The 13,313-nt window shown below is 55.0% G+C and carries 13 protein-coding genes; 1 reads left to right on the forward strand and 12 read right to left on the reverse strand.

The window, feature by feature from the left end; all coding sequences use genetic code 11:
* Window positions 1-341: 341 nt before the first annotated feature.
* Genes FF011L_RS03815 through FF011L_RS03865 form a run of 11 tightly spaced genes read right to left on the reverse strand, consistent with a single transcriptional unit; the run spans window position 342 to window position 8,830 of the window.
* The gene (locus FF011L_RS03815) at window positions 342-1,175 is read right to left on the reverse strand and encodes a histidinol-phosphatase (RefSeq protein ID WP_145350274.1); all 834 of its coding nucleotides are present in this window, start codon (window positions 1,173-1,175) and stop codon (window positions 342-344) included.
* A 12-nt stretch (window positions 1,176-1,187) separates the two neighbouring features.
* Entirely contained in the window at window positions 1,188-2,897 is a 1,710-nt protein-coding gene (locus FF011L_RS03820) for a Na(+)/H(+) antiporter subunit D (RefSeq protein ID WP_145350276.1), read from the reverse strand.
* Entirely contained in the window at window positions 2,887-3,174 is a 288-nt protein-coding gene (locus FF011L_RS03825; RefSeq protein ID WP_145350278.1) for a hypothetical protein, read from the reverse strand. Before FF011L_RS03825 ends, FF011L_RS03820 begins: the two co-directional genes overlap by 11 nt.
* A 12-nt stretch (window positions 3,175-3,186) precedes the next feature.
* Window positions 3,187-4,704 carry a monovalent cation/H+ antiporter subunit D family protein gene (locus FF011L_RS03830; protein ID WP_145350280.1) on the reverse strand — a complete coding sequence of 506 codons (1,518 nt, stop codon included), beginning with the start codon at window positions 4,702-4,704 and terminating at the stop codon, window positions 3,187-3,189.
* Window position 4,705: 1 nt separating this feature from the next.
* A complete protein-coding gene (locus FF011L_RS03835) occupies window positions 4,706-6,187 on the reverse strand; it encodes a monovalent cation/H+ antiporter subunit D family protein (protein WP_246109717.1) in 1,482 nt (493 codons plus the stop codon).
* Window positions 6,184-6,687: a sodium:proton antiporter gene (locus FF011L_RS03840; RefSeq protein WP_145350281.1), complete on the reverse strand. Its 504-nt coding sequence runs from the start codon at window positions 6,685-6,687 to the stop codon at window positions 6,184-6,186. The genes FF011L_RS03835 and FF011L_RS03840 overlap by 4 nt, the downstream gene beginning before the upstream one ends.
* Window positions 6,684-7,127: a Na(+)/H(+) antiporter subunit B gene (locus FF011L_RS03845; RefSeq protein WP_145350283.1), complete on the reverse strand. Its 444-nt coding sequence runs from the start codon at window positions 7,125-7,127 to the stop codon at window positions 6,684-6,686. The genes FF011L_RS03840 and FF011L_RS03845 overlap by 4 nt, the downstream gene beginning before the upstream one ends.
* Window positions 7,124-7,717 carry a DUF4040 domain-containing protein gene (locus tag FF011L_RS03850; RefSeq protein WP_145350285.1) on the reverse strand — a complete coding sequence of 198 codons (594 nt, stop codon included), beginning with the start codon at window positions 7,715-7,717 and terminating at the stop codon, window positions 7,124-7,126. The genes FF011L_RS03845 and FF011L_RS03850 overlap by 4 nt, the downstream gene beginning before the upstream one ends.
* On the reverse strand, window positions 7,714-8,067 hold the full coding sequence (gene mnhG / locus FF011L_RS03855; RefSeq protein WP_246109718.1) for a monovalent cation/H(+) antiporter subunit G: 354 nt from the start codon (window positions 8,065-8,067) through the stop codon (window positions 7,714-7,716). Before mnhG ends, FF011L_RS03850 begins: the two co-directional genes overlap by 4 nt.
* Entirely contained in the window at window positions 8,064-8,342 is a 279-nt protein-coding gene (locus FF011L_RS03860; RefSeq protein WP_246109719.1) for a monovalent cation/H+ antiporter complex subunit F, read from the reverse strand. Before FF011L_RS03860 ends, mnhG begins: the two co-directional genes overlap by 4 nt.
* Before the next feature lie 2 nt (window positions 8,343-8,344).
* Window positions 8,345-8,830, reverse strand: coding sequence for a Na+/H+ antiporter subunit E (locus FF011L_RS03865; RefSeq protein WP_145350288.1), 486 nt, complete (start codon window positions 8,828-8,830; stop codon window positions 8,345-8,347).
* Window positions 8,831-9,884: 1,054 nt separating this feature from the next.
* Here FF011L_RS03865 and FF011L_RS03870 point away from each other — a divergent pair.
* A complete protein-coding gene (locus tag FF011L_RS03870; protein ID WP_145350290.1) occupies window positions 9,885-11,228 on the forward strand; it encodes an ATPase, T2SS/T4P/T4SS family in 1,344 nt (447 codons plus the stop codon).
* A gap of 2 nt (window positions 11,229-11,230) precedes the next feature.
* On the opposite strand, the gene FF011L_RS03875 is transcribed toward FF011L_RS03870, so the two are convergent.
* On the reverse strand, window positions 11,231-13,255 hold the full coding sequence (locus FF011L_RS03875) for an SGNH/GDSL hydrolase family protein (protein WP_145350292.1): 2,025 nt from the start codon (window positions 13,253-13,255) through the stop codon (window positions 11,231-11,233).
* Between the last annotated feature and the right edge of the window lie 58 nt (window positions 13,256-13,313).

Genomic DNA, 13,313 nt, shown 5'->3' on the forward strand with positions numbered 1-13,313 from the left:
TGAAAATTGCTAGCTCTCGCCCGGGCATTGAAGCCGCAGTCCAGCCCAAAATAAACGGCATCCGCCCCATTTTCGATGGCTGCTGATAAACACTCCCACTGGCCAGCCGGGGCTAGCAATTCGGGGGCTCGCCGCGGTGTGGGCTGAGAAGCTAGCGGCGAAAGTGAATCGGATGGGGCCGGAAGAGGCATTTAATAGCTGTTTTCAAGAGAAATGGACCTCCCGTCCAGCTTTGGAAACGTGTCGCCTATCCTTGGAGCAACAACGTGGAGGCCGCAAGAAATTATCTATGGGCCTGCTAAAACCTATCCGCAACAGGGGAATTGCGGAAGTGGCAAAACCTAGGCTTCTAAGCTTCGCAGGCTCGCTTTGGCATCGGCGATGGAAACGGTCTGACGCTTGCGGTTCAGGAAGAAATGGACATCTTCGTACCCGGCGTCCGACAGTTTTTGCAGGGCAATTTCATACCCGTCGGCAACGCGTTCTGGCTGATGGGCGTCCGCTCCGAGAGTGACGGGGATGCCTCGCTGGCACATTTCCTTCAGCATTCCCGGAAACGGATTCATTTCCGAGATCTTTTTGTTGACCCCCGACGTGTTCAGTTCCATCGCGATCCCGGTCGCGGCAATTCGGTCTAAGGCCTCGCGGATGTCATCCAGAACGGCCTCCGGTTGCCATCCATCAGCGGTGAAGTTCTTGATTAGGTCTGGATGTGCCAGTGAATCAAAAAGCTTGGTTTCGGCAGCCTTCGCCAACAGGCGGAAATAAAGCCGCTGCATTTCCTGAGGATTGCTGTTCCAGTATCGAGCCCGGTATTCGGGGATTTGCGGATGCACGGATCCCAGCACAAAGTGGAACTCCGCTGAATCGAGTTGCTTTTCCAGGTAGGCTTCGTATCCCTCGAAATAGTCCGCTTCCAGTCCCAGGCGAACGTCGACGCGGCCTTCCCATTCTTCGCGAGTCTGGGCGACCAGGTCGACGTATTCTTCGAACTGGTCCTCCCGCATTCGGACCGCGTGGGAGAACCCACTTGGCATCGGGTTGTGGCACGTGACCAGTAGCCCGCGCAGGCCCCTCGCCTCGGCGACCGCCGCATACTCTGTCGGCTGGCCGTCAGCGTGCATGCATAAAGGTGTGTGCGAATGGGATTCAAACAGCAAAGGTGCAACAGTCATGAAGAACAAACATCACATGTAGTAAAGAACCAAACAGAGCGCGAGCAAAATGGTTGCCCAGATGGTCATCGTTCCCGTCGGCCACGCACGTCCAAAGATTCCTCGAGGGCTGAACAATCGCTCAACCCCTCTGAGAAACCAGTTGAGCGTATCCATTGCGGTTCGGCGTAGGGTGCCATCAATCATCACAATCGCGGTCCCGCCCCACTGAATCAGTTGCGGGAAGGCACGGCGATAGATCCAGTCCGTATCCAAGTTCACTGAGCGAATCTCAGGTGGATAAAGATGGGTTTTCATCAAAAATACGAACGCCAGGGCGGCGAACAATAGTAATTGTAGTTGAGTGACGACATGCGTCACGGTGTACGGATGGTAATCCACATCGTGCGGAAGCCACTTGTACAGTAGTGGGTAAGCGACCCCTAATCCGACGCAGAAGAAGGCGGCGATCCCCATTGCAAAACGCATATGAAGCGGCGCTTCTTTGGGGCGTTTTCCGGAATCGTGACCAAAGAATGCAAAAAACGGAATCTTGATTCCCGAGTGTTCCATCACCCCTGCAGAGGCAACCAGCAGGATCAGCCAGACCCACAGCAGGTGTTCTTCCCCGGCAGCAGAGATAATCATCGATTTGCTGATGAACCCACTGAGCAGTGGGAACCCCGAAATCGCTCCGGCTCCGATCAGGCAGAACCCCGCGGTCCAGGGCATCGATTTATGTAATCCACCCAGTTCCGTTGCTTTGGCGGTTCCGGTCCGGTACATCACCGCTCCGACTGACATAAACAATAGGGCTTTGTAGATGATATGGCAAAACGCGTGTGCAACCGTACCGTTGATCGCCAGTTCGGTTCCGATCCCGACACCGACAACCATGAACCCAAGTTGGTTGTTAAGGCTGTAAGCCAGGACCCGGCGAAGGTCGTTTTCAATCACAGCGTAGATGATTGGGAAGAGGGTCATGACGCACCCGATCCAGATCAATATCTCTGTCTGTGGAAATCCACGCGCCAGCGAATAGACCGCCAGTTTGGTCGTGAACGCACTTAAGAAAACGGTTCCGGTGACGGTCGCTTCGGGATAGGAATCCTGCAGCCAGTTATGCAGCAGCGGAAAGGCACACTTGACCCCAAATGCCAACAGGATCAGCATCGCGCCAAGGCTCATCGTGCCACCGGCGGGCGTGAACCGCGTGAATTCAATCGAACCTGTCGTGACATACTGCACGACGACACCCGAAAGAAGTAACACCCCGGAACCAACCTGAATAATCAGGTATCGCATCCCGGTTCGGTAGGATCGTTCGGTGCCGCTTGCCCAGATCAAAAAGACCGACGAGATCGCGGTCAATTCCCAGTACACAAACAGCGTGATCAAATCGCCTGCACAACACGCCCCGATGGCGGCTCCGGCGTAGACCAAGCCGGCGATGTGCTGACGGATGTCGCGAACATGCAGCGCATACAAAGCCGACAGGATCGCGGCAAGGTGAAAGATCACTCCGAAGATTCGGCTGAGCGAATCGATGCGGACGACGTTGAGGGAGGCCCCTAGGAATTCGAATTCGCCATATTGGCCCGACGGAGTCCAGAGGAACAGCGCCAGGCTGACCGATGACAAAACCAAGACGCCAATGGCTTGAGCTTTGCGACTTAAAAAGGGCAAAAACCATGCCCCCAGGATCATCAGCAAGCCCGGTGGAAGGATGGTGTTACCGATCATAGTAGTCCTCGTCGCGTTGGACGAACCATCGCAGGATCTTCCCCAGGTAAACGACCACCACAAACGTCACAAAACCAAACCAAGATTGAAAAGCAAACGTTGATTCGATGGCAAAGTGGGCATGTGGATTGGTGTAAAACAAATCGGCCAGCGTCACGATCGCACACGCGATTAGCAAGCCGATAATTAACTTGTTAATGTTCTCGGGCCGTTCAAACCAACTAGGACTATCCCCCTCAGGAGTTTGGTCGGTTGGCGAATTGGATGAGTGATTCATGGGCTGTTATTCCTACGGTGTCAACGTGATCGGCAGGAGGACGTCGTAGATCGCCTGAGCCACAAAGAACAGCACAACACTACCGATGGCGGTAATGCAAAGCGGTACCACGCACATCAGCGGAGCCTCGTGAATGCCTGTGCTAGAAGTATCGTCGGAATGGTCGGATGGGCTCTTAAGTGGAGCCTGGAAGGCGCGGATGGGAATCGGAATCAAGTAGGCGATGTTCAGTAGCGAACTGATCATCAAAGCAGCCGTTAGCCAGTACAGGTGATTCTCAACCGTCCCGACCGCGAGGAACCATTTGCTCCAGGCTCCGCCCCCCGGCGGCAGACCGATGATGCTAACCGAAGCGATCAGGAACGCGGCAAACGTGAAGGGCATCTGGCGTCCCAGCCCACGCATCTCGCTGATGTTCTTTTTATGAGCCCCGACATAGATCGCACCGGCACAAAAGAAAAGGGTGATCTTGCCGACCGCGTGCATCGCGATATGCATCCCGCCGCCAATAATGCTGTCGGGTGTGGCGAGTGCGGCGCCGAGCGTGATGTAGGCCAGTTGGCTGATCGTTGAATAGGCCAGACGAGCTTTTAGGTTGTCTTTGGTCATCGCCACCAAAGAGCTCAGCAAGATCGAAGCCCCCGCAGCGTAGGCCAGCCAGATGCTGATTTCGGTTTCTTGCAGTAAGTCGATTCCAAAGATATAGACCGTTACCTTCAGGATGGAAAAGACTCCAACCTTGACCACGGCAACCGCGTGCAGGAGGGCGCTGACCGGGGTTGGGGCAACCATCGCCGCGGGAAGCCAGCGATGCATTGGCATCAAAGCGGCTTTGCCGATCCCAAATGCAAATAGCCCGAGCAAAATTCCCAGTTGTTGGTTACTGATCCGTCGATCCGAATAGGCTTCGGTGAGGATTCCTCCCAGCTGGAAATCAAGCGTGCCCGCCAATTGCCAGGTCCAAGCGATCGCCAACATGAACAGGGCGATCGACGTCGACAGAAGGATTCCCAGGTAGACTCGGCCCCCGTCGCGAGCTTCTTTATCGCCGTTGTGCGTTACCAGTGGGTAAGTTGAAATCGTCATGATTTCGTAGGCAACAAACAGCGTGAACAGGTTGGCCGAAAAGGCCGCCGAGAGGGCTGCGAAAATCGCCACTGCGAAACAACTGAAAAAACGTGTCTGGTGCTTTTCGTGATGCCCACGCATGTAGCCGATCGCGTAGACCGTCGTCAGGATCCACAGCCCCGAAGCAACGATGGCAAACAGCATCCCCAGCGGTTCGACGCGGAAGGCAATTTCGAAGCCGGGGATCATTTCGCCGATGATCCATTCCGGCCTGCCGCCGGCGAAGACGTCACCGGCCAATTGGCAGACGGTGGCAAATACTAATCCGGAAACGACCAGGCTGCAGGTTTCGCGAAGGTTGGGCCAGCGGCCACAGATAATGACCAACAGCAGGCCGACCAAGGGCAAGCCCATCGCTAGCGGGATCAGCTGCGTACTTGTTAATGATTCCAGTCCAGGCATCTTACAGTCCCCCTCCAAGCAAGGCGGCGGCGGCTCTTTCGGCCAGGCCTGCGGAATAGAGCGTCCAGACACCAAACACGAGCGTCGCTGCGGTCAGCAAATAGGTGGGCAGTAGCATGGTCAGTGGAGCCTCACGAGCTTGCAGTGCCTTTTCAGAGGGCTCGGAAAAATAAAGGGTTTCGACCACACGCCAGACATAGATGACTGCCAATAGCGAACTTAATAACATCAAAACCGCCACCGGCCAGCGACCTGTTTGGATCACCGCCGTCAGGATCATCCACTTGCTAACGAACCCGGCTGTGACGGGGACTCCGATCAAAGCCAGCCCACTGATGACCCAGGCAAAGGAGGTCCATGGCATCGTCTTGCTCGCGCCCCGCCAGTCCGAAAGGTGAACCGATCCCAGGCGAAGTGCGAAACAACCGACCACCAGGAAGAGACTGCACTTGATCAACGCATGGTTGAACATGTGGACGATTCCCCCAGCCAAACCGGCTTGGTTGGCAAGGCTGATCCCCAGCAGCATGTACCCAATCTGAGCAACGCTGGAATAGGCGAGCAGCAGTTTGATGTTCTCCTGGTAAATCGCGGTTATCGAAGCGGCAAAGATTCCGGTTAACGCGAACACGATCAACGCCGTGTCCAGCGATAGATGCCCCAAGGCAAATTCGGGGGTAAAGATCCCGTAGACGACGCGAATAAAGGCGTAGACGGCAATCTTGGTCGACGTGGCAGCGATGAACGCGGAAACGACCGACGGAGCGTACGTATAAGCGCTGGGCAGCCAGGTATGGAGTGGAAAGACGGCCATCTTGATGCATAGCCCGACCGTTAGGAACGCGAACGCCACCAAGACGGTTCGTGGCCCATGATCGATCGGCAGTCTGGCTGCCATGTCGGCCATGTTTAAAGTCCCGGTCATGTGATAGACCAGACCGATACCAATCAAGATGAAGGTCGCCCCGACCGAGCCCAAGATCAGGTATCGAAATGCCGCCAAAGGGGCTCGCCGTGAGCGTCCGAGGCTGATCAATGCATACGAGGATAACGACGATATTTCCAAAAAGACAAAGACATTAAAAAGGTCACCCGTGATGCACATCCCCAGCAATCCGCTCAAGCAAAGCAGGTAGCAAGCGTAGAACATCGTCCGCTTAGAGGGTGGGATTTCATCGTCGATACTTCGTGGAGCGTAAGCCATCACGACCGCTCCGATCCCCGAGATAAACAAGAGAACAAAGCTGCTCAGTTCATCGACGACGTATTCGATTCCGTATGGGACTTGCCAGTTTCCCATGTTGTAATGAATCGGGCCATGTTGCAGGACCATCGCGGTCAATGCGATGGATATCGCAAAAGTGCAGCAGGCGACAACCAACGCCAGCAGGTAGGCGATGCGGCGACCGCCTAGCAGAACACACAGCGGTGCGGCCAGCAGCGGTAGAACGATTTGTAGGGCAGGTAACTGGCTTTCGATCACGACTGATTATCCAATGCCAGTATTTCGTCTTCGTCAATGGTCCCGAACTCTTCGCGAATTCGCACCACAAGGGCGAGCGCCACTGCGGTCGTTGCGATACCGACGACAATCGCCGTCAGCATCAACACACTTGGAAGCGGATTCGAATAGATCACGCCATCTACAGCGCCTGCGGCATTGGCCGCATGCTCCGCGATTGGGGCGGCCGCGGTCGCTACCGTATCGGCGGTTTCTGCAATCGCATGACCGGCTTCAGCGGAGTGGTGCGTGTCATGGGCTGCGGAGTGGCTCTCTGCGATCGCTCGAGGAATGATGGGGGCGGTCCCGTCCTTCACTTTTCCCATGGTGATGTACAGCAGAAACACCGACGTTTGAAACAGGTTCAAACCGATGACGGTCTTGATCAGGTTTTCTCTCGCGATGACCACGTAAAACCCGGTCATCATCAGAAAGATCACGATCCAGTAGTTATACAGGCCAAGAATTGTATCCCAGTTCATACCGACCTCCGCCTTCCTGCGAACGCATAGAAAATCATCGTCATGACGGACGTGACGGTGATCCCGACGCCCATTTCGACTAACAGGATTCCCAAGTGCTGGCCACTCGGCAAAATTCCATGCCCAACCGAATGTTCAAGCGTGCTGTAATCTAAGAATTGCCCACCAAGGTACATCGTTAGAACCCCCGTTCCGCCATAGATCAGAACACCAAGTGCGGTCAGCCGTTCCATCAACGCCGGTGGCGCAACGCGCTGAATCGCCTCCAGTCCGAAGACCAGTCCATAAAGGATCAGGCCAGAGGCGAAAATCACGCCCGCCTGGAAACCTCCGCCGGGACCAAAGTCCCCGTGGAACTGGACATACAGCCCGAATAGCAGGATGTATGGGATCAATAATTTCGTGACGATGCGGACGATGGGAAACGTGGTTTGGATCATGCCGAAGCTCCCTCGGTATTTTGTTCCGATTCCGGTGAATCCGATTCCGGTGACCCTGGGCGGCTGGATCGTGGTTTCTCACGTCGCAGAATCAACAACACGGCGGTTCCTGCAGTGAAGATCACCGCGGTTTCACCCAGCGTGTCGTAACCGCGGTAGCTCGCAAGTAAGGCGGTCACCACATTCGGCAGCCCATGCATGTCGGGCTGAGATTTCTGAACAAACGATTCTTTCGGGTAGATCTGTACCGGCGCGTTGGGGTCTCCGAAATGATGCATGTCCAAAGTCCCGTAGATCAGAATCCCGCCGGTAGCCACGACTGCTAACAGCGGCACGATCCGTACGCCTGAGCGACCCTGCTTGAAGCCGGTCAGGGCTAGCGTGCTTAGCATCAGGACGGTTGAAATTCCCGCGCCAACGGCCGCCTCGGTAAAGGCGACGTCGGGGGCATCCAGATTCAGCATCCAACTGGCTGACAGAAAACTGTAGATGCCCGTAAACATGACCGCCGCCCAAAGGTCGCGGATACGTGCGATCGTAACCGCAGTGGCGGCTAGTAACGCCAGGATGATGATGTCGATTGCGATCATGATTTGTCGCCCTTCTTCTGAAGGATGCTCGCATCTAATTCAGGCTTTAAGCCGTGAGCCAACGCTGAACGAGCCAGCGCGTGGCAGGAGGTCGGACTGGTGATCCAAACGAAAAACAGAATGGTTATCAACTTCACCGTCACCAGCGAGAACCCCGCGTAAAACATCAGCCCGGTTAAAATCAAACCGGCTCCCAAGGTGTCGGTAATCCCGCCACCATGCATCCGAGAGAAAAATTCGGGTAAACGGAGAATCCCGATGCCTCCGATCAGGGAGAAGAATGCCCCGCTAACGAGGAAGAGCCAGCACAGGATGTTGCCAGTCATTTGCATGATTTCAGGGAATGTCATTCGAGGTTTTCCCCGCCGAAATCACCAAATTCGGTGAAACGTAAGAGGGCCACCATCCCAATGAAATTCATCAAACTGTAAAGCAAGGCAAGGTCTAAGAAATCATCGCGGCCCGACATGAAATCTAAAACGCAGATCAAGAGCACGGTCTTGGTGCCAAACATGTTCAGCGCCAATACCCGGTCGAATACCGTCGGCCCAAGCATCGCTCGAATCAGGGCCAAGGTCATCGTGACCAAGATCGCAATCGAAGTTGCCAGAAATAGATGGGTCATGGTCATGATTGGGGAGGCTCCAAGTCGCAGATTCGATCGGACATCTCACCGGCGATGTCTTCTTCTGCATCTGCAAGCGATAGGGCGTGAACCGTGATCTGTGAACCGTGCAAGTTAATCGCCACGGTCCCCGGAGTTAGCGTGATGGAGTTCGCTAGGATCACTCGCCCGAGTTCTGTCTTTTGGGGGGCGTCGACTTCGACGACGCAGCGCTGAATGGGCATCTTGCGTGCTAGCAAAATTCGGGTGACGTCCAGGTTGGCAACGACAATTTCTTTGATCAACCAAGGGGCGTACCGTGTGAACGGGCGAATCCCTAGTTGCACCGGAGCTCCTTCGTCGTCGACGATCTTCATCCGTCGTGCAATGTAGACGCAGAATATGCAAGAAACTGCACCCACCCCCAGCAGGAAGGGGTGATTGAAGTAGCCCGACCAGAGCAGCCAGTTCGCAGCAAGTGCGGCGCTAAGGGTGAGGGTGTATTTCACAAGACGTTGCGATCGATTGAAGTCATAAAACGGCCACGCATGTGCTGGGTTAAAAGGTAAATGGAGGTGTCAAATGGATAGGAGACCAGGGCTTAATCAAAGCGATTAGCACTTACCGGACCAATCGTTTTTTATCCTGTACGGCTCCCTGCAATAACCCTCAATTTCGTTCTTAACGGCGCACTAGCGTTATTCGGAAATATATAACGATCCGAACAAATTGCTAGAAGTCCACCATGGACAATCCTTTCTATCGGTCGATGTGACGAGTCAAAAGACCGTAAATAGAAGATTCCCTAAAGCAAAGGCTATTTGGTTGCTTCGGTTTTCCGTAGTCAAAGACCTCTGGTTAGAAGTTCTGGTTGTGAACGTTCAGTTCTTTGGATCGAGACACGGAGGCACGGAGGCACGGAGACACGGAGACACGGAGACACGGAGACACGGCCGCTGGAGAATCATCGCACGGTGGATGGCTGGGTAGGTTGCGACGTGATGCTGGCGTGAGGGAGGGAAATTGCAAAAAGTTAAATTGCAAAATGGCTGTCCCTGCTGGGGATTTTGCAGTCTCTTACGCGGTTCGTGGAATTTTGTGCTGCGCAACGCGATCAGGAGAAGCCTTTTCGTCAGTCCAATGGAAGACTGGGGGACATAGGGGAGAAAAGTTGCTGTGGGGAATGTGCTCGGGTGTAAGTGCGTGTCCGATCGTCTTTGGTTCAGTAGGCTAGGCTGCTAGCCTGTTAGGACCGGGGCGACAGGCTGGCAGCCTATTCCACTCATTAGCGTCTCTACTGTCACCGCCTCCACCGGCGGGCGGCACTCGGTATGCCTTTTCGCGAAACCGGGAGGTTTGCGACGGACTTTGGGATTGTTGGGGCGTTCGATTTTCCTTCGGTCGTCCTTCCAATTATCCTTGGAGGGGCTCCGCTAACGATTTTTGGGGGAGCTGCCCTTTTTCTTTGCCATGAAATGGAATGATGGGGCGTTTCAGGGGACGTCCTGATGGCTTAAAACAGTCCCATTCATTGCTTTTTATCCCTCTTCGCTTGCCGACGCCATGCCTCCCAAAGACCCCCAAGAAGAGCCACAACTTTGGCAATCGGTGCCACCCATCGAGTTTTCGGTTGTTGTTGGAACGCGTGAACAGCAACAGGGCTTGGAAATTCTTGCTCGTCAGGCTCCTGGTTACCCCGTTGCCGCTGGGCAGATCGCTCATGCTCTAAAAGTCCGTGCAACCCACATCATGATGGACTTTACCCAGCAAGCGACCGCGATGCGTTATCAGATCGATGGTCAGTGGGAAAACCTTCCGCCGCTGCCTCGCGATGCGGGGGATGCGATGCTGTACACCCTGAAACAGGTGAGCGGTCTGAATCCAGCCGATCGTCGAAGTGCCCAATTGGGCAAGTGTGCGACGAAGGTTAAGAAAGCGAAATTTACGATCACCGTGCAAAGCCAGGGTACGAAGACGGGCGAACGCGTCTTGGTCCGGATCGAACCCGATAAAGCTCCGTTTGCAGGTCTGACCGATCTTGGGATGCGAGACAAGATGCGGGAAATTACCAAAGCGGCTCTCGATGCCGATGGTGCTTTGGTCCTGATCAGTGCTCCTAAGGGTACCGGTTTAACGACCACCTGGCAGGTCAGTATGGAGGCGGCTGACCGGCTGACTCGCGATTTCCAGTCGGTCGAGAACGAGGACCGGAAAGAGCCTGAAACGATCAACATCAGTGCGAACTATTACGGTCCCAAAACGGGGAAAACCGCGGGCGAATTAGTGCGCAGCATGATCCTGAAAGAACCGGATGTCTTTGTGCTGCCCGAGATTCCCGATGACGAAGTATTGGCGTCGATTCTGGATCAGGTTGCAAACAACGAGAAGGCTGCCTATACCCGTTTGGTTGCCCAGGATGCGGTAGAGGCGGCGGTCAAATTGGTCGCAAAACATCGCAGTTGTGCAAAGGCGATTGCGTCCACGCTTAAGGCAGTGACAAGTCAGCGTCTGGTTCGCCGGTTGTGTGAAAACTGTCGCCAGCCGTTCGAACCTTCGCCGCAATTGCTAAAGCAGTTGGGGATTCCGCAAGGCCGCGTCGGAGTGTTGTACCGCGCCTACGTGCCGCCTCCGATCGAACAGCAGGTTGATGAAAAAGGGAATCCGGCGCCGGTTCCTGTCTGCCATGTTTGTAACGGCCGGAGTTACTTGGGGCGTGCCGGCGTTTTTGAATTGCTTCAGCCAGGGCCGCAGTTCCGTGCCGCCCTGTTGAAGACTCAAGACGTCAATAAGCTCCGTCAAGTTGCCAAGGCCGAAGGGCATCGAGGCCTACAGACCGAAGCGGTCCTGACGGTAGCTCGAGGCATCACCAGCCTGGAAGAGGTCAAGCGAGTTTTCGCGGGCGGTTAGGCCTATTCGTTGACCAGTAAATTGACAATCCGGCAAGCCGTTCCCTTGCTTGCTTCGTTGTGGTCAGCATCGATTTGGATTCGCAGGACGTGTTCCCCTTCGGGGAGTTCGGATTCAAGGACATGCACCCACGGGATGTGCAGGCCTCCGCTCCATTTGGTGAACAGGTCTAAGTGTTTGGTTTCGCCGCCGTCGACTTGGTAGGAAATTTTGCCGGCGTCTGGCCCGGCGGCGACGAAGATTCCAACGCCACGTCCGCTGAATTTCAGCGCAAACGAATCGCCAGCCGATGTGCCCACCAGCATTGGAACGTCATGAAAACGTTTGCGGACACCGCCGCCAATATCGTTGGCGCGTGGGTCACATTTGGGATCGATCCGAAAACCTTGCAGGTCGGTTGCCGATTCCAAGGGAACCATGGTTCCTCGGTCATAGCTGAAAGGATCGATCGGCTGGGGCATGTTGTGGTCGACTGCGGTCGCGGTATCGCGGAGCGGCGGTTCCCAAGCGGTGCTTAGCAAGCGACGGATGGTGGAAGCGTAAAGACGGTGCCCGTAATCCGAAGGGTGCAGGTCACGAAAGTCTTCTTTCCAGGTGAACTGGTTGGCATCGATCCGCTCGGTAACTTCTTTTGCCAATTGGATCGTGGGCACGTCATAGTGTTTCGCCACCCGTTGGTGTTGTTCAATGACCTTTGGAGTTTGCCCGTTGCGGTAATCGGTCATGTGATACGGGTCCACAAATTGCATCACGACGATATCCATCTTGGGATTGGCTCTGCGAGCGTGCCTTAGGATTCCTTCCATGCCGCGAACGATTTCGGTTGGCTGGCGGAAATTGTGTTTGTCATTGACGGCGGCTTCTTCAAAAAAGAGATCGATGTCACCCGCTGCCAGGACGTCTCGCATCAGGCGAAAGGATCCGGGAGTCGATCCGGTGGACGAGATTCCCGCATCGATGAATTCGAATTCGGTTTCGGGGAATCGAGATCGCAGGTAGGCTTGCGTCCGCTCTCGCCAGCCTTTCATCTCGGTGATCGAACCACCCATAAAAGCGACGCGACCCTTTTTATTGCGTTCGAATTGAATGCGTGAATTATCAAGGCTCCCGCGCAGTTCGAAGTAATCGTTCGTGTTAGGCAGCACGGTCGCGTGGGCTTCAATGAAGTCGGCGACTCGGACCGGGTCGGGATGGGTGAAGTGATGTCCCTGAGATTTTTCGGTCCCTTCGGCAACTTCGATAATGTCCATCTGGCCGCCTAGTTTTCGATATCGATCGGCGAGGATGAACGTGTTTTCCTCGGGAGGGACGACGCGATCGGTCAGCGATACGATATGAAGGATCGGGATCTTGGCCGCGGCGATCGTTTCCAGGCGGTCGATGGGGTTGCCTTGGTAGGCCAATGCCTCGGCTTCGCTGAATCCGTATTCTGCCAAACAGGTTTTCCACGTCGAGGCACTTCCGACTCCCTTTCCTTTGCCTCCTGGCCAGCTTTTCATGTCGCAGACCGGGGTGTCGCAGTAGATGCAGGCGACACGATCGGGCCATTGAGCGGCGAAGGCATAAACAAATAAACCGCCGCGGCTGACCCCTTCTAAAGCGACTTGCTTGGCCAGTCCTTGGGAGACCATCGCTTGATAAAACGCATCCCAGGTCTTCATGGCTCGAGGGCTGCCAAGTTGGTTGGCCGTATCGATATGAGCCACATGGAAACCTCGGTCCAACAGAATCTTGTCCGCTTCAGCGTGGAAGCCAGGAAATCGAGCTCGCCAGACCCAAGGGGCACCGGGGGCGACTGTTTCGGGGGCGACCACGTACGCTTTGTGTTGATCGACCTGGAAATCGAAGCGTTTAAATCCTTCCCACTTCGATTCGGTTCCTTTCCAGTCGAATCGCTTGGCAGTCGTTTCCGAATCTGGAGCGACAACGGGCTCAGCCGCCTGAATGGTTGCGAAACCGCCCAAAATGCCCAGGACAAGCAATGTTAGGGCAAAAAGCCGGCAGCGGGATTGAAACAAAACAGTCATGGTGGGGCCTCGATGCGGCTTGTTCTTAGGAAGGGGGGATCGAATAGTTCGGATTCCA

Origin of the sequence: Roseimaritima multifibrata, assembly GCF_007741495.1 — a bacterium.
GTDB lineage: Bacteria > Planctomycetota > Planctomycetia > Pirellulales > Pirellulaceae > Roseimaritima > Roseimaritima multifibrata.